Annotated in this window: 17 protein-coding genes; 12 read left to right on the forward strand and 5 right to left on the reverse strand. The window is 26.5% G+C overall.

From position 1 onward, the window contains the following. Window positions 1–12 precede the first annotated feature (12 nt). Both JOC62_RS01605 and JOC62_RS19410 read left to right on the forward strand, forming a co-directional pair. Window positions 13–468, forward strand: a complete 456-nt coding sequence (locus JOC62_RS01605; protein WP_204593405.1) for a DUF2798 domain-containing protein — start codon at window positions 13–15, stop codon at window positions 466–468. Window positions 469–522: 54 nt separating this feature from the next. Then, window positions 523–1,218 carry an ATP-binding protein gene (locus JOC62_RS19410; RefSeq protein ID WP_204593406.1) on the forward strand — a complete coding sequence of 232 codons (696 nt, stop codon included), beginning with the start codon at window positions 523–525 and terminating at the stop codon, window positions 1,216–1,218. 32 nt (window positions 1,219–1,250) lie between these two features. Here the strand turns inward: JOC62_RS19410 and JOC62_RS01615 are convergent, their stop codons facing one another. After that, entirely contained in the window at window positions 1,251–1,508 is a 258-nt protein-coding gene (locus JOC62_RS01615) for a DUF3955 domain-containing protein (protein WP_341534780.1), read from the reverse strand. Between the two features lie 235 nt (window positions 1,509–1,743). Between JOC62_RS01615 and JOC62_RS01620 the strand changes: the two genes are divergently transcribed. From JOC62_RS01620 to JOC62_RS01630, 3 genes are all read left to right on the forward strand, one after another. After that, the gene (locus JOC62_RS01620) at window positions 1,744–1,914 is read left to right on the forward strand and encodes a hypothetical protein (protein WP_204593408.1); all 171 of its coding nucleotides are present in this window, start codon (window positions 1,744–1,746) and stop codon (window positions 1,912–1,914) included. A gap of 330 nt (window positions 1,915–2,244) precedes the next feature. Continuing rightward, the gene (locus tag JOC62_RS01625; protein ID WP_204593409.1) at window positions 2,245–3,006 is read left to right on the forward strand and encodes a class I SAM-dependent methyltransferase; all 762 of its coding nucleotides are present in this window, start codon (window positions 2,245–2,247) and stop codon (window positions 3,004–3,006) included. 53 nt (window positions 3,007–3,059) lie between these two features. Continuing rightward, complete coding sequence (locus JOC62_RS01630; protein WP_204593410.1) at window positions 3,060–3,632, forward strand: class I SAM-dependent methyltransferase; 573 nt, start codon at window positions 3,060–3,062, stop codon at window positions 3,630–3,632. A 528-nt stretch (window positions 3,633–4,160) separates the two neighbouring features. Here the strand turns inward: JOC62_RS01630 and fliB are convergent. The 4 genes from fliB to JOC62_RS01650 form a co-directional block, all read right to left on the reverse strand. Beyond that, window positions 4,161–5,360, reverse strand: coding sequence for a flagellin lysine-N-methylase (gene fliB, locus JOC62_RS01635; protein WP_204593411.1), 1,200 nt, complete (start codon window positions 5,358–5,360; stop codon window positions 4,161–4,163). 548 nt (window positions 5,361–5,908) lie between these two features. Continuing rightward, window positions 5,909–6,136 (reverse strand): hypothetical protein, encoded by a 228-nt coding sequence (locus tag JOC62_RS01640; protein ID WP_204593412.1) that lies wholly within the window; start codon window positions 6,134–6,136, stop codon window positions 5,909–5,911. Window positions 6,137–6,146: 10 nt separating this feature from the next. Then, a complete protein-coding gene (locus JOC62_RS01645; RefSeq protein WP_341534781.1) occupies window positions 6,147–6,536 on the reverse strand; it encodes an SHOCT-like domain-containing protein in 390 nt (129 codons plus the stop codon). Window positions 6,537–6,553: 17 nt separating this feature from the next. Beyond that, on the reverse strand, window positions 6,554–6,916 hold the full coding sequence (locus tag JOC62_RS01650) for a DUF2089 domain-containing protein (RefSeq protein WP_204593413.1): 363 nt from the start codon (window positions 6,914–6,916) through the stop codon (window positions 6,554–6,556). A 519-nt stretch (window positions 6,917–7,435) separates the two neighbouring features. Here JOC62_RS01650 and JOC62_RS01655 point away from each other — a divergent pair. From JOC62_RS01655 to bsh, 7 genes are all read left to right on the forward strand, one after another. Next, a complete protein-coding gene (locus JOC62_RS01655) occupies window positions 7,436–7,906 on the forward strand; it encodes a peptidoglycan recognition protein family protein (RefSeq protein WP_204593414.1) in 471 nt (156 codons plus the stop codon). A gap of 135 nt (window positions 7,907–8,041) precedes the next feature. Continuing rightward, window positions 8,042–12,322: a 2-hydroxyacyl-CoA dehydratase gene (locus tag JOC62_RS01660; RefSeq protein ID WP_204593415.1), complete on the forward strand. Its 4,281-nt coding sequence runs from the start codon at window positions 8,042–8,044 to the stop codon at window positions 12,320–12,322. A gap of 464 nt (window positions 12,323–12,786) precedes the next feature. Beyond that, window positions 12,787–13,008: a hypothetical protein gene (locus JOC62_RS19085; RefSeq protein ID WP_243424980.1), complete on the forward strand. Its 222-nt coding sequence runs from the start codon at window positions 12,787–12,789 to the stop codon at window positions 13,006–13,008. A 429-nt stretch (window positions 13,009–13,437) separates the two neighbouring features. Further along, entirely contained in the window at window positions 13,438–14,733 is a 1,296-nt protein-coding gene (gene hisS / locus JOC62_RS01670) for a histidine--tRNA ligase (RefSeq protein ID WP_204593417.1), read from the forward strand. A 505-nt stretch (window positions 14,734–15,238) separates the two neighbouring features. After that, complete coding sequence (locus JOC62_RS01675) at window positions 15,239–16,057, forward strand: MBL fold metallo-hydrolase (RefSeq protein WP_204593418.1); 819 nt, start codon at window positions 15,239–15,241, stop codon at window positions 16,055–16,057. A 269-nt stretch (window positions 16,058–16,326) separates the two neighbouring features. Further along, window positions 16,327–16,992, forward strand: coding sequence for a helix-turn-helix transcriptional regulator (locus JOC62_RS01680; protein ID WP_204593419.1), 666 nt, complete (start codon window positions 16,327–16,329; stop codon window positions 16,990–16,992). A 20-nt stretch (window positions 16,993–17,012) separates the two neighbouring features. After that, window positions 17,013–18,002 (forward strand): choloylglycine hydrolase, encoded by a 990-nt coding sequence (gene bsh, locus JOC62_RS01685; RefSeq protein ID WP_204593420.1) that lies wholly within the window; start codon window positions 17,013–17,015, stop codon window positions 18,000–18,002. The last annotated feature ends 15 nt before the right edge of the window (window positions 18,003–18,017 follow it).

The raw sequence follows: 18,017 nt of genomic DNA on the forward strand, positions 1-18,017 counted from the left end.
AGGAATAAAATTATGCCAACAACGAAAAAGGAAAGTTTAGTTTTTACAATTATTATGTGTGCATTCATGGTGCTTTGCATGAGCATTTATAATGTATCAATATATTCAGGAGGTTTTTCAAAAGATGTTATTATAGAATCATTAATTGGATTTCCACTTACATTTATAGTTGCAATGATATGTGATTGGTTCATTGTATCAAAACCTGCAAAATCATTAGCATTTAAATTTATAAAGGAAGGGGACAAGCAAATAAAAATAGCTATTTTAATATCAGTATTTATGGTATGTGGTATGGTATTATGTATGTCAATGTTTGGAGCTTTACATAATATAGAATTAATATCAGATTTACCATCAGCTTATATAAGAGCACTAGGTATGAATTTTATTGTAGCATTACCATTACAATTACTAATAGCAGGGCCTATTATAAGATTTGTATTTAATAAAATATTCAATAAATAAAAATGTATTATAGAATATATACTAGTTTATATCCTTTTATGAAAAATAGGAAAAGTGTACATAGTAAAAAATGCTTCAATTGATGGATCAAGTACCATCAATATATTTAAGAAAACACTTGTCATGAATAGTTTGATAGTTAGTGCTATAGTTATTTTCCTTGCCATAATAATAAGTTTGTATATTAGTAAAAAAACTGTAGATGATTTAAAGAAGACTGAGGAATTAGCTCAAAATATAAATTTAGGTAATGATACTAATATTAAATTATCCAGTATAAAAGAAATAAGATTTATTCAAGTAAGCCTGCAAGAGCTTAGTAGTAAATTAAAGTTAAAACAAAAGGGAAGAAAGAAACTTCTAGATGAAATGATTCACCAAACAAGAACTCCTTTAACTATATTAAAATCCCATGTAGAAGCATATGAAGATGGTATATTAGAATTAAATAGTAGTGAATGTAACATCTTAGAAGATCAAATAGATAATGTAACATCCATAATATCTAATATGAGTGAAATGATAGAAGGAGAAAAGGATCTAGAAGATACAGGGATTGGAATAAAGAAAGAAGATTTAAAAAGAATATTCGAAGCATATTATAGAGGAGTAAATACAAATAAAATAAAAGGTGAAGGTATAGGGCTTTATGTAGCATATGAAAATATAGAAGCTATAAAAGGAAAAATAGAAGTAGAATCTAAATATGGGATAGGAACTAAGTTTATTATAATGCTTCCATATACTTAAAAAGTATATGGAAGCATTTTTATATTATTAATTTAAGCTTTTGCATGTTTTTTATATAAAGAGTATATTCCTTTAATTGATAATGAAATTATGCCGATAAAAAGGAAAATATATGCTATAGGAATTAAAAAGAATGGTTCTACAAGTGTTCCATCAGAAGCCACTTCTGAACCTATAATATTAAAAGCTATTAAGCAACAAAAACTTAAACCAAATGGTAAAAGATAAATAAATTTTTTCATATATAAATCACTCCTTAATATTCTGTATTTATGATCATATATTAGCATATGGAAGAATAAATAGCAATAAAAATATATCGTAAAACAATAAAAAAGTATTATTTAGGAATAAAATTAGCACTGAAACGAAGTTGTGGAATGAGTGATTTAAAGTAAGTTTATAAAGTCTTAGAATGTAACAAAGGAATATGCTTTTATAAACTATGCAGCTTTTATTCCATATTTAAAAGAAGAGAATGAAGAACTTGAATTTATCAATAATGACATATGGGGAATATGGGACATGAATCGCTATTTATCTTTGATAATGGGCGAGATACCAAGATTACTTGATAATAAAGAGGGATATGGTCCAAAGGGAAGAGGGTTTATAGTACATGTTGAAATATTTAAGAATGTACTAAAGGCATATGATAAATTAAAAATAAATTATAAGGATTTTATTCGTAAGTAAAAATGAAGCTGTGCTTTATTAAGAAATTAGCTGAAAAAGGAGTATTAGTATATTACACTCATGTTCTTTTTTTATAAAAGTATTTAAAAGAATATATTAGAATATAAAATATATACAAATAATGGTAATAATTATATAATCTATATATAGATACTATAAATAGTATCTTTGAAAGTAGGTGAATATCTTTAATGAGAATAAAGCGAATTAACTACTCGGTGCAGTTTAGATAATCTGATAGTAGATTGTATTGAGATAAATTAATTTACTATCAGCTAACTGCACTGCCCTTATTATAAGAAAAATAGCAATATAAAGGAGTAAACAGTTATGGATTATAATAAATTAAAAGAATTATGGAAAATGGATGAAGATATGAGTTTTAAGGGATGGGATTTTTCTTATTTAGATAATAGATGGGAAGAGGAACTTATACCTTGGGACTATAAAAATATAGTAGAAAACTATTTAAAAAATACTTATACATTACTTGACATGGGTACTGGTGGAGGAGAATTTCTATTATCATTAAAGCATCCCTATAAAAAGACTTCAGTAACAGAAAAATGGGAACCTAATGTGAAAGTATGTAATGAAAGATTGGTTCCGTTAGGGATAGATGTAAATCAAGTATATGATGATAGCAAGTTACCTTTTAAAGAGAACTCCTTTGATATAGTTATAAATAGGCATGAATCCTATGAGGAAAAGGAAGTAAAAAGAATATTAAAGCCAAATGGAATATTTATTACTCAGCAAGTTGGTGGAAAGAATAATGAAAGCATGTCTAAGAGATTAATAAAAGACTTTAAGCCACAATTTTCAAATATTAATTTAGATAATGTAGTAATAGAACTTGAAGAAAATTCTTTTGATATTATATACCAAAATGAATATTTTCCATATTTAAGATTTTATGATGTTGGAGCAATAGTGTATTTTGCTAAAATCATAGAATGGGAATTCCCTAATTTTTCTGTAGATAATTGCTTTGATGAACTTTGCAAATTAAATGATGAATTAAAGACTAAAGGTTATATTGAAAGTTTTGAGCATAGATTCATTGTTGTATGCAAAAATATAAAGAAATAGATATAAAGATTATATATAAATGGTTATTTAAAAGAATATAAGGTGGAGCTAAAATGGAATACATGGGAAATAAGAATTATTGGGATGAGAAGTTTTCTAATAGAAGTGATAAACTATTAAATCCAGAAAAATCATTAGTTCAAAGTATAAAGTATTTTAAGAAAGGTACAGTTCTTGATATTGCATGTGGAGATGGAAGAAATACAATATTTCTAATTGAAAATGGATTTAGAGTAACAGGAATTGATTTTAGTAGCAAAGCTCTTAATCGCTTAGAAAGATTTGCTAAAAGAAAGAACTATTTAGTAAATACAAAACAAATTGATTTAAGCATAGATGGGTCACTAGATCACATTGGTATATTTGATAATATTGTAATTAATCACTATAGATTAAATAAGAAGCAACTTAAAAATCTAAAAAATCATTTAACCGATAATGGAATTTTATTTATCTGTGGTTTTGGAGATAATAATAAGGTAGATTCTAAATTTAGAAAAGAGGACTTAATCAAACTAACTGATTTTGAAGATATAAATAAGTCATTTCAGTTAATTAATTATATTGAAAATCAAGATGAGAGAGGAATTGTCCTTACTTATATTTTTAGAAAGATAAAAGCTTAAAACAGAGATATAAAATTATAAACATTGGAGGAGGATTATCATTGTAGTATTAGTGTTGCTAATTTGTTTAGCTATAATAAGAATTTATATATGTGACAAGGTAAAACTAGACTATTTCTTGGCAGGACTGTATCCAGTAAATATTATAACCTTTATCATTACATCACTTGCTATTGCATTAAATAGTAAAAGTAAAAATATGAGCTTTTTAATTAATTCAATAATGATTATAGGAATAATTATATTTATTTTGGCAGCAATATCTAGTTTGAAGAATATAAAAAATCAAAATATAAAAATCAACAAACCAATATTATGTTTAACTAGTATAATATGCGTTATAACTATAATACCAGCCTTTTTAATATCAATTATAATGCTTTTAATAGACTTAGGAATGTTTATAAAACATATAAGTTCCTTAGATTCATATAGGAAATTTGTGAAGTAAATAATTTATATTAAATAAGAAAATATAAATGAGTAACTATATAAGTCTTTAGACTTATATAGTTACTCATTTTTTAATTAACTATTCTCTAAAATAAATTTAAATACTTTATTATGTTCAGTATCCTTACTTAAGGCTTGAATAATTTTTATTATTTGATTTTCTGTAATCATCTCATGGGAATATTCATAAGAGCATAGAAGATACCCCTTAATAATTCTATAGCTATTAATAAGAATCTTTATACTATCACTTAAATTTTCTCCTCTATTAAAAGGTATAATATTTTTAAAGATTTGGTTTACTAAGTAGTTTTCAAAGATGTAAGAATAATTACTAAGCTCAAAATCTCTAGAGCTAACTTTATTAGAGCTATTTAGATTTAATTCAGCAATGGTATTACAACTTATATTACTAAAATCATCTTCTACATTTAAAATATCTTTTCTTAAATTACCTAAATAATCTTTTAGCCTAGCTCCAATAACCTTATCAAAGATATTATCATTTAAGATTGAATTATAAAAGCTAGTATTTTCTACAAATGATTCTCCTTTTAAAGGATCAAAATCCATAGAATCATCAGCAAAGTTTTCTAAAAGCATCTCAATATCATAATAATCTTTAGTATCACTTAAAGCTTCCTCTCTTAAAATTTCAAGTTCTGTATAAAAGCTTTTAAGTATATTAAGTCTTTCCTCAATGCTAAAATTTCTATTCTGCATTATGTTTATTGAGTTAATTCTTATATCCCAGAAATATTGAAGAAGGCTATCAGTGCCACTAAAGGCTTCACTATCTATCATTCTTCTTATCTCAACTGCATCTTCATCTAAATCTTCTTCCCATTCTATAAATTCCATTTTTTCTTTATTTAAAAATGCTTTATTACATACTTCAGAACAGGAAGGAAGACCACTTTTCTCATATATATCATCAACAATATTAAAAACTCTAGGATATCTTTTGCAAGTTATAGAAAGATTATCCTCACCACAAGAACCATGGATATCACAAAGCATATTTTTATTTAAGAAAGGACATTTATTTTCTTCACCAATAATCATAAATCCATAATTAAATGAATCATCAAGTATATTACTTCTAATATATTTATCCTTAACTAGAGCTTTAAGATTGTCACTACTATTTTCGTATTTATTAAATGTAGCTTCATCTATGTTTACATCCCAACCGGCACAACAAGTATCAGTACAATTTGGGCCAACGCAACTAAATCCTTTCATATATTCAGGCATAAAAAAACTAACTCTCAAAATGTAACACCATCTTTCTTGGATAATAATACAATTATATTTATCCCTTATAGTTGTTAAATTATATGAGTTTAAGCAAGCTTAATTAAGGTTTATCCTAAATTCAATATAAGATTACAGCTGTAATTTAAAATATTTTTTATATTGTTATCATTAATTTGCATTTTGTTTACATGCTTTAATATTTTAACACTTATATGAAAGTTTGGGGATAAAATGTTTATTTAGAATTTAAAAAGTTAATAAAAAATAAATTTAGAATAGTGAAATGAACCTTATCATAAATAAGCCTCCAAATATTCGATTTGGCTAAAGTGAACTTGCTTAGTAAGAGAAAGTAAGAATAGTTTCCTTAAAGAGGTGAGATTTTTACTGAATTTGGATTGTCAAATAAGAGAGAGTCCTAAGTATAAGAATGTTTATATGAGTGAGATTGATGATATTCAATTAGGTGAGGAAGATAAAATTTATGTAATAAGGAGTTATAGTTATTAATTCAAAAAAAAGGTTGTTCACTTTGATCAACCTTTTTTTGAATATTCCTTATGCTATATTTTAACGGTAATATGCTCACCACTTTGAGACACAACTTCTACCACTTTTAATCCTTTATATCTCTTTAAGCTACCTTTTACTGCTTTAAAAAGTTGTAAAGCTATCTTTTTTTCCTCTTTATTAAGCTGTTTTTTGGGAATGCATCTTATTATTAAACCTCCCATAGATAACGGCACTGGTAAAGTTAAATTAAATTCTTTACTTTTTATTGAAACTATCATTTAGAAACCTCTAATCTATAACTATTTTAACTGTATCTCCTTCGCTGGAGCAGATATCTACTATTTCTCCCATAACTTCATTATCTAAGCAAGATACTATAGTATTCATTAGTTCATCTATATCAATTTCATCCATACCTTCAACATATTTAGATATCGGTAATTTACCAGTAACCTTTAGAACTTCTTTGACTACCTTAATTGGTAACTTTATATTGACCTTATCTCCTTCATGACTTAAAACTTCAACTTTTAAAAATTTATCCTCATATTTTTTAGGGGTGATAGCTTCAGTATTTTTTGATGTATTTCCTAAAGCATCAATGATTTCCTTTGCTTTATCAGCAGAAATCTTACCTTCCTCAACCATTTTTAACACTGTCATAACTTCTTCGTTCACAATAATCCCTCCTAAATTTAATCTTTTAATTTACTAATTGCTTCATCAACTGAGATATCTCCATTTTCTAGAGCTGCTAAAATATCCTTATTTTCTTGTTTAACTTTAGTTTCTTTTGATGAATAACCTAAACTTTCAATAACCTCATCTAATTTTGCCCTAACTGTTGGATATGAAATGCCTAGATCTCTTTCAACTTCTTTTATATTTCCCCTACATTTTATAAAGGTTTCTATAAAATATAATTGTTCATTATTTAAATAATCAAATTTAGATAATTCAAATTCATTATCTATAACAGTATTACAACTATTACATCTTAATCGTATTGCCTTTAATTTATTAGAGCATACTGGACAACGACTTAATAACTTATACATAAATTACCTCCAATCTCTAATAATAAATTACTCCTTTTTTTATGAAATGTAAAGAGTTTTATTAAATATTTTAATTATTAAATTAATTATATTAATATATTGATATATAATATTAATATAATCAATGTATTATATTAATATTTTTAATATATATGGATTTTATATATTGCTTGCAAAAAATGAGTAATGTAAATAGTACTACTTAAAGAGAATATCATTATTTATAAAATCTTCAGTACTAACTATGCCATTCTATAATTCTTATGATTCATTTATGGTTATAAACTAGTATAATAAATGAGAACCAACTCTATATAGAGCTGGTTCTTTTTTGTTTTGTATGGAAATGAGTATATATCAAGGAGAAATTAAAAAAAGTTAGAAGACCTTAAAAGCTTTAGAAGTATATGAAACTTCAAGTATTAATAAGCAATGAATTAAGGGAAGAACATATAATAATATTGGTACATTAAAGGGAATAAATGGAGCTTATTTTATTTAGATCTTTAAGGAGGTTATATGAATATATATATTAAAAGAGACGTAGTTAAATTTGACAAAGAGTTAGAGGAACTAAAAAACCCGAGTCTTATAATAATTCATCATACTGAAGAAATAGGGTGGAATATTCATAAAGTCCATAATCATCATAAAACTTTGGGATGGGAAGGAATTGGATATAATTATTTTATAGAGGAAAATGGAACTATAATTGAGGGTAGAGGTATGCATATAGGTGCTCACACTAAAGGTTTTAATAATAAGTCAATAGGAATTTGTTTAAACGGAAACTTTGATTTAAGTTATCCATCAAAAGAACAAATAAAATCATTATGTAATATGTGTAATATGCTGATGCAGAAATATAATATACCGATAGAGAGTGTTATAGGACATAGAGAGGTTGAAGGAGTAACTAAAAGTTGCCCAGGATATTATTTTAATATGAATGAATTTAGAAGATATTTATTTAATGGATTACTACTCTAAAGTGCAGGTCGGAATGAAATATTTATGACCTCTTTTTACACCCCAAAATAGGTATATTAGGTATTAAAAAGGGCAGAATTATAAAATGATGTTTAAGTATTATACATTAATAATTTATGTTGGGATGAGAAGATTATGAAAGAAGTATTACATTTAGGTATTGATATAGGATCAACTACGGTTAAGATTGTATTATTAGATACCAATAGCAATATTATTTATAGTAAGTATGAAAGGCACTATTCAAATATAAAAGAAACTACAGCTTTTTTTATAAAAGAAGTTTTTAATAAATATAAAGATTATGATATTACAGCAATGATAACAGGGTCTAGTGGATTATCACTGTCAAAGCTTTTAGGAGTATCTTTTATTCAAGAGGTTATTGCTTGCACAGAAGCTGTTGAAGTTTTTATAAATAATGCTGATGTAGTAATAGAGTTAGGTGGAGAAGATGCAAAAATAACATATTTTGAAGGTAGTTTAGAACAACGTATGAATGGGGTTTGTGCTGGTGGTACAGGTGCTTTTATAGATCAGATGGCTACGTTACTTGAAACAGACGCTAAAGGATTAAATGAATTAGCTAAAAATTATAAGATAATTTATCCAATTGCTGCAAGGTGTGGGGTTTTTGCAAAAACTGATATACAATCTCTTATAAATGAAGGAGCTACCAAGGAAGATATGGCTGCATCTATATTTCAAGCTGTTGTAAATCAGACTATAAGTGGGCTTGCTTGTGGAAAGCCAATAAAGGGAAATGTTGCATTTTTAGGAGGCCCTCTATACTTTTTATCAGAGCTTAGAAAAAGGTTTATTGACACCTTAAAATTAAAGGAGGAGGAAATATTATTTCCGCAAAATCCTCAACTATTTGTGGCTATTGGTGCAGCTATTGAATCCAAAAAAGAAAAAGTTATAACTTTTGAGCAACTGTTAAAAACTGTTGAGAGTTTAGATAATAATGATATAGCTAATTCAGATACATTAGAGCCATTATTTAAAAATGAACAGGAATTACAAGACTTTAGACAAAGGCATTACAAATACAAAGCAAAGATAAGAGATATAAATACATATGAAGGAGAAGCTTTTTTAGGTATAGATGCTGGGTCTACTACTACTAAAGCTATATTAATAGATAATGAAGGGACTATATTATATTCTTTTTATGGTAGCAATAAGGGCAATCCTATGCAAATCATCATAAACATATTAAAAGATATATATAGTAAAATTAATGAAAAAATAAAAATTGCTAAAGCCACTGTTACGGGGTACGGAGAGGCACTTATAAAGTCAGCTTTAAATATTGATATTGGAGAAGTTGAAACCATAGCACATTATAGAGCAGCAAAACATTTTTTAAAAGATGTGGACTTTATTCTTGATATAGGAGGTCAAGATATGAAGTGCATCAGGATAAAAGATGGAGTAATAAATTCTATTCAATTAAATGAAGCCTGTTCATCAGGTTGTGGTTCTTTTCTTGATATGTTTGCACAATCTTTAAACATGGATATTAAAGAGTTTTCAAAAGAAGGGTTATTATCAAAAAGTCCAGTAGATTTAGGGTCAAGATGTACTGTATTTATGAATTCTAAAGTTAAGCAAGTTCAAAAAGAAGGAGCTGATATTGGAGCTATATCTTCTGGATTATCTTATTCTGTAATTAAAAATGCTCTCTACAAAGTTATAAAAATAAGAAAGCTTGAAGACCTTGGAGAAAAAATTATAGTTCAAGGAGGGACTTTTTATAATGAAGCTGTTTTAAGAGCATTTGAAAAAGTTACTGGTAAAGAGGCAGTAAGACCAGATATTGCTGGCCTCATGGGAGCATTCGGAGCTGCTCTTATTGCAAAAGATAACCATAATGAAAATGAGGTTTCTAATATTTTAGGAAAATCTGATATTGAAAAATTTAAAGTATCAAATGAATTTAGGCATTGTGGATTATGTAGTAATAATTGTCTACTTACTGTAAATAAATTTTCTGATGGTAGAAAATTTATTTCCGGTAATAGATGTGAAAAAGGTATAGGAGATACTAAAAATACAAAAAAAGCAGCAAATTTATTTGATTATAAATATAAAAGAATTTTTGGATATAAACCTCTTTCAATAGAAGAAGCAACAAGAGGAGAAGTAGGTATACCAAGAGTTTTAAATATGTATGAGAACTATCCTTTTTGGTACACACTTTTTACAAAGCTAGGTTTTAGAGTAGTATTATCTCCAAATTCTACAAAGAAAGTTTACAATGAAGGTATTGATACTATACCTTCAGAGTCTATTTGTTATCCTGCTAAACTTGCTCATGGACATATATCAAGTCTTATAAAGAAAGGCTTAAATTTTATATTTTATCCATGTATCTCTTATGAGAGACTAGAAGATAAAAATGCAGATAATCACTATAATTGTGCTATAGTAATCTCTTATCCAGAGGTTGTTAAAAACAATATTGGATTTTTGAGAAGTAAAGACATAATATATAAAAATCCATTTTTAAATTTTAATGATATAAAGTCAATGAAAAAGAACTTATATGATGATCTAAAGGAATTTGATATAAGTCGAAAGGAAATAAGCATTGCAGTTGATAAGGCTTATGAAGAAGTTAGCAAGGTTAAAGAAGATTTAAAAAATAAAGCATTGGAAATTCTAGAATACTTAGATAAAAGTGGTAAAAAAGGTATTGTATTAAGTGGAAGGCCATATCATTTAGATTTAGAAATAAATCATGGTATAGCAGATATGATATCACAAGAGGGATTGGCAGTGTTTACAGAGGATTCTGTAGCTGATTTAGTTGAAATTCCAAGACCATTAAGAGTACTGGATCAATGGACTTATCATTCAAGAACATATAGGGCAGCACATTTTGTAGGTACTAGGAAAAACTTAGAGTTAATTCAATTAAACTCTTTTGGATGTGGATTAGATGCAATTGCTACAGATCAAGTACAAGAAATATTGGAGAGCTTTGGTAAAATATATACACTGTTAAAAATAGATGAGGTTAATAATTTAGGGGCAGCTAGAATTAGAGTACGTTCTCTTAAAGCTGCTATGGATGATATAAATAAGTCCCAAAGTTCCAACTCAAAAAATATTAAACCAATTAAGTCATATTCTAAAACTATATTTACAAAAGAAATGAGAGAAAAACATACAATACTTTGTCCGCAGTTTTCTCCAATACATTTTGAATTATTAGAAGTTGCTTTTAAAAGCTCAGGATATAATTTGAAAGTATTACCTACAGTTAGTCGATATACCATAGAAGAGGGATTAAAATATGTAAATAATGATACTTGTTATCCTGCCATTATAATAATAGGTCAAATTATAAGTGCACTTAGGTCTGGAGAGTATGATTTAAACAATATCTCTGTGGTGATTTCTCAAACAGGAGGTACTTGTAGAGCATCTAATTATATTTCTCTTATAAGAAAAGCGTTAAAAGATGCAGGGTATGAAAAAATACCAGTTATATCTTTAAGTGCTCAAGGAATAGAGAATAATCCGGGGTTCAAAATAACATTGCCAATAATTAATAGAGCATTAATGGCAGTAGCTTATGGAGATATGCTACTAAAAATGATAAATAGAGTAAGGCCCTATGAAAAAATTAAAGATTCAACAAAATTAACTTATTTGAAGTGGCTTGATATATGTAAAGACAGTATAGCTAGTGGAAGCTTTAAGGAATTTAAAAATATTACAAAAGAAATGGTCAATGAATTTGATAGATTGGAAATTAAAAATGTAGCTAAACCAAAGGTAGCAGTGGTTGGAGAAATTTTCTTAAAGTATAACACTTTAGCAAATAACAATATTATAGGAGTATTAGAGAAGGAGGGCGCAGAAGTAATAATACCAGATTTAATGTATTTTATATTATATTGTGCCTATAATCAGAAATTTAAATATGAGAAGTTAGGTGGAAACTTAAAAAGCTTCTTAGGTGGTAGATTGGCTATTAAATATATAGAATTTTATATAGCAGAAATGAAGAAGTCACTAAGTGATAGTAAAAGATTTATAGCGCCAGAAAAAATTGATAAATTAGCTAAAGAAACTGGTGATATCTTATCTCTTGGCAATCAAGCTGGAGAGGGATGGTTAGTCACCGCAGAAATGGTTAAATTATTGAAGTCTGGAGTTAGTAATATGATTTGCATACAACCTTTTGCATGTTTACCTAATCACGTAATGGGAAAGGGAATGATTAGAGAAATTAAAAGAAGATATCCTTATTTAAATATTACACCAATAGATTATGATCCTGGTGCTAGTGAAGTAAACCAATTAAACAGAATAAAGCTTATGCTTTCTACTGCAATTAAAAACATGGAAAAAGTAGAAAAGGATAAAATAGATATAAAGAATCAAGGATTTAGCCAATAGAATTAATAATGTCATAATTTATATATAATCTTTTCTTTTTTCAATTTTTAAATAATAGAATCGATCCCATAGTTTACAAATTATAAACTATGGGATTTTTATTATAATATATAAGGTTAAAATTATAAAACTTACTAATTTTATTTTTAACTAGAGAAAAAAATTTCTAAGCTTATGAAGATAAGCTAATAACTAAGGCTGAGCCTTTAGCTAGAACAGAAAAGAATCCTTCCTAAATTTAATCTATTATATCTATAAATCTTATATATATTTATTAATTACAGTGGTACAAATCTTTATATAAATGAATATCATAGGAATGGAAAGGAGGTTGTTAAAAAATGGCCTTAGAAGAAAATAATTATTACAGAGATACACAGTCAATATATAATGATTGCAAAAAATGCTTAAACTACCATGTTATGATAACCCTGAAGGATGGAAGTAAATTAGATGGAATTGTTGTGGAGGTACAGACAGACCGTGTTATGGTGTTAGTTGGTGAAGATGTAATGGAGCAAGACCGCGAAAGCGAATCAGAGTTACAGCGTCAACCTGTTGGGTTTGGTCGTCCAAGGAGGAGATTTAGAGCATTTAGACCTAGATTTTTCCCATTTGGTGCTCTAGCAACAGTAGCACTATTACAGTATCCTTTTATTATGCCACCATACCCTTACTTCTTTTAATTATAATACTTAAACAAAAGAATAAATATTTAATTAATCTTATGATTAAAAATCTAAGAGGTTTGAGATTATATTACTCAGACCTCTTATTTTTTTATTCTTAATTTTTTAAATAGCCATAAGTTTATCTGGGAATTAATCTACAAACTTTTATAATAAGAATTGAATATTAAATAATTTGAGCGTATAATATTTAGTAATATTATTTTAGGAGGAAAGTTATGATAACACTTAATATTATTAAACAAAGCAAAATACATCATCATTACTAGAGACTTGGTCTGTAAAAAATCAGATACAAGTCTATTAGCATTAGGCTTGTATCTCTAGGTAATGATAAATTAAGTGAAATCATAATTTATTTAGAGCCATGTGGGATATATGCCTACATGGCTTTTGTTATATAAAAAATATATAGGAGTGATTAAAATGAAAAGAAATATTATAAAACCAAGCATACTACCAGGATTTATGGAGCTACTACCAAAGGATCAACAAATATTTAATAATATAGTATCTAAAATAACAAAGGTATACGAAGATAATGGATGTTTAGCAATAGATACACCAATAATAGAAAAAGCAGAAGTATTACTTGCAAAGACTGGTGGAGAAACAGAAAAGCAAGTATATAATTTTCAAAAGGGAAAGAACAACTTAGCTTTAAGATTTGACTTAACAGTACCATTTGCTAGATATGTAGCACAATATTATAACGACTTAGTATTTCCATTTAAAAGATATCAAATAGGAAAGGTATATAGAGGCGAAAGAAATCAAAAAGGTAGATATAGAGAATTTTATCAATGTGATATTGATGTTATAGGCAAAGAAAAGTTAAGCATAGATAATGATGCATGGGTTATAAGTTTAGCTTCTAAAGCTTTTAAAGCGATAGGATTAACTAATTATAGATTTCAAATAAGTAATAGAAAGATATTAAAAGGTATATTAGATGAATTAGAAATAGAAAAAGTTAATGAAGTTATGATATTAATAGATAAGTATGAAAAGATAGGTAAAGAGTTGTTTTCTAAGGAGTTAAAAAATCTTATAGGAGCTTATAAAAGTGAGTATATTAATAAAATATTAGATATAAGTGGCACTAATAAAGATAGAATAGAAGAACTTTTAAAACTTAATATTAAAAATAAAGATTTTATTGAAGGAATAGAAGAGTTAGATAAGGTGTGTTTTATATTATCAATATTAGGTGTAAGTGATGAAGAATTTGAAATAAATTTAAAGATAATAAGAGGTTTAGATTATTATACAGGAACAGTTTTTGAAACGATATTAATAGGAAATGAAGGCTATGGCTCTATTTGTTCAGGGGGAAGATATGATAATTTAGCTGGAAATTATACTAATAATATATTACCTGGAGTTGGTATATCAATAGGTATAACTAGATTATTCTTTGTTTTAAAGGAAATAGGATTTATAGATAAATATGAAATGAAAAAAGGTTTAGATTATTTAATAATTCCAATAGGAGATACAATTGAATATTCATTAGAAGTTATGAAATGTATTCAGCAAAATGGAAAGAAGGTTACAATTTATTTTGAAGAGGATTCATTAAAGAAAAAAATGAATTATGCTAATAAAATAGGTGTTAAGAATGTAATATTAATTGGTGAAGATGAGGTTAAAAGGAATGAAGTAAATATAAAAAATATGATTTCTGGTGAGAGTAAAAGTATTGATTATAAGTTGCTGTAGGATTTTATAGTGTATAATTGGATAAAATAATGCTGCAATATTCTAGTATTCTAATATTTATTTAGATAAAGTTACTTTATAATAAGTATGAAACAAAAAATATATTAATTATGTAATGTGAGATGAGCGTTGTGCTTTTGTGATGATTGAATGATAATTAATGTAGAAAAAGTGTTAGAAGCAATATTAAGAGTTTAAAATTAAGATATCATTTTGTAGTTGATTATATGGAATCAGCTAAAAATGGATGCTCTATAGAATTTAATCTAAGAGATAATGTTAATAAACTGAAAGATTTGGTGGTAAATAATATGAAGAAATATTTAAAAATGCATCCAAAGAATAGGATTTGCTCTGTACAAATCAATAGGTGAAACGTTGTACAGAGCGTAGAAAAAAGTTTCATCAAAAATTTATTGTATTTAGTAACTTTTATGAAACGTTTAATATGAAATTTTGTACATCGTTTTTGATTAATTAAAAATGATTATTAAAGGAGTAAAAAATGTTTAGATTAGAAAAACCAATTATTACATTAGAAACAATAAAAGCAATGGAGGATATGTCTTATTTCACACATGCGCTTATATTTGATGATTTGCTTATTATTGCACAAAAAGAAACAAATTGCTTTGTATTAAAATCAAGTGAAGGATTAATTGTAATAGATGCAATTTGGCCATGCAAAGAAGCTTTTGAGGCCATTATATATGCAATTAAAGATATAGGATGGAATCCAAAGTCTATAAAAAAGTTAGTAATAACTCATGGACATGCAGATCATACAGGGTGTGGAAAGTGGATTGTAAATAAATATAATGCTAAAACATATTTATCTAAAAGAGATGATATTTTTTGGAGAGATGAACCCATTAAAAAAAATAGACCTGAGACATATAAAGATTATGATATTGATGTTTATGTTCAAGATGGTGATAAGATAACTCTTGGCGATAAAGTGATTTTTATATATGATACACCAGGACATACACCTGGAGGACTTAGTTTTATATTTAATGTAACAGAAGATAATAAAACATATTGGGCCGCTTTATGGGGAGGTTCTAATCCACCATCTAATTTAAATGATATTATTATTTATATGAAGTCATTAGACTATTTTATGGAACAGGCCGAAAATAAAAATGTTCAAATAGCACTTAGCAACCATACAGCCTTAGATAATGGAATTGAGCGTATTGAATATTCAAAAAAGAGAATGAGTTATATGCCAAACATATATCTAATTGGACGTAGTGGATTTAATAAATATTGTCAGCTATTTCGTAATTTATGTTATGAAAAATTAGAAATGTTAAAGTAGAGATTTAATTAAGAGAAAAGCACTATTATTTTAATTATAAGTGCTTTTCTTTTTTTATTAAATATTTAAAGTAATGATTTAATAATATTAAAATTACAAATAACTAAAATATATATTAATAAAAGTGAAGCCTTTTTAAATAAAATAAATTTTTGTAAATAGGCATTTTAAAAAATTTAAATAGGACTATAAATGTCTTAATTAAGTATTATAATAATTACAAAATCATCAAGTAATAATTAAATTATAGTTATTTTAAGGAGAGTAATATGAGATTATTGGAAATATTATTTTATTTATTAAAAATTAATTCTAAAACTACAATTAAACAATTAGCAAAGACATTTAATGTATCAGAAAAAACTATACAGAGAGATTTAGATAAATTATCAATTTTAGGAATTCCTATAATTTCGTATAGAGGCAAGAATGGTGGTATAGAAATAGATCCAAATTATATAATAGCCAAATATATATTAACGAAAAATGATTATAAAGATTTAATCCTATCATTATATATTTCAGAAAATATAATGAGTGATTTAAAAAAATCAAACCTTATCGATAAGTTTAGATTTATTAACTCTAAAAAATGTGAAGAAATATTATCCGAGTTAGAAGAAAAATTCATAATAGATTTGGATGAAGAGAAAGGTAATAATGAAAATAACATACATGAAGTAATTAATAAGTGTATGGATAACAAAACTTTTATGAAGGTAGAAGTAGAAGGAAAAGTTATAGAAGTATTTCCTATTTCTTATGTTTTAAGAAAAGATGGATTATATTTATATTGTTACGATGATGATTATAAATTAATTTTAGAGAGCACGGTATCTAATGCTTTAGAATGTGAAAGACATTATGAAGGAAAAATAATTAAATACGAAGATAATAAAGAAAATATAAAATACTATTCTAATTATAGTAAATAATAAAATAATGAGGTGATAATATGTGTACAGCATTAAGTATTAAATCAAACGAAGGACATAATTTCTTTGGGAGAAACATGGATTTGGCATATAACTTTAATCAATCAGTTTTAATTGTACCAAGAAATTATAAGAACGAAAATAAAGCCACAGGAAATATTATGACATGTAATTATGCAATTATTGGGATGGGAACTGTTATTGATAATCATCTTGCTATGGCTGATGGCATGAATGAAAAAGGATTAGGATGTGCAGGATTGAATTTTGCAGATTATGCTTACTTTGAAGAAAAGCTAGTAGAAGGAAAAAATAATATTGCACCATATGATTTTATATATTGGGTATTAGCTAATTATGAAACAGTAGATGAAGTTAAAAATAATATTAAAGATATAGAACTAGTAAATGTTCCTATAAATGAAAGTACACCAGTAGCAATGCTTCATTGGATGATCTGTGATAAAGCAGGAAAATCAATAGTAGTTGAAAAGACTAAAGAAGGGATTGCAGTTTATGATAATCCAGTAGGAGCTATGACTAATAACCCAAAATTTGATTGGCATTTAACAAATTTAAATGAGTATTTATATATTACTCCTAATCACCCAAAAGAAGCTAAATGGAGCAATAAGAATTTAAGAGCATTAGGTATTGGAGCTGGAACATTAGGAATTCCAGGAGATTTTGCCTCTGTTTCAAGATTTATAAGAATTGCATATATTAGAGCTAATATGCCTAATATAAAAGATGATGAAGCTGCTATTACTCAGTTTTTCAATATGCTTGATTATGTAAAAATGGTGAAGGGTGGAGTTATAACAGAAGATGGACTAGAAGACTTAACTACATATACAGCTTGTATGAGTCAAGAAAAAGGAATTTACTATTATAAAAATTATTATAATAATAGAATAAATGCTGTTGATATGAATAAGGAAGATTTAGATGGAGATGAAATTAAAAAATTTCCATACTTAATAAAACAAGATTTTAATTATCAAAATTAATAATAAAAAGATATA

This window comes from Clostridium sardiniense (genome assembly GCF_016907995.1).
Lineage (GTDB): Bacteria > Bacillota > Clostridia > Clostridiales > Clostridiaceae > Clostridium > Clostridium sardiniense.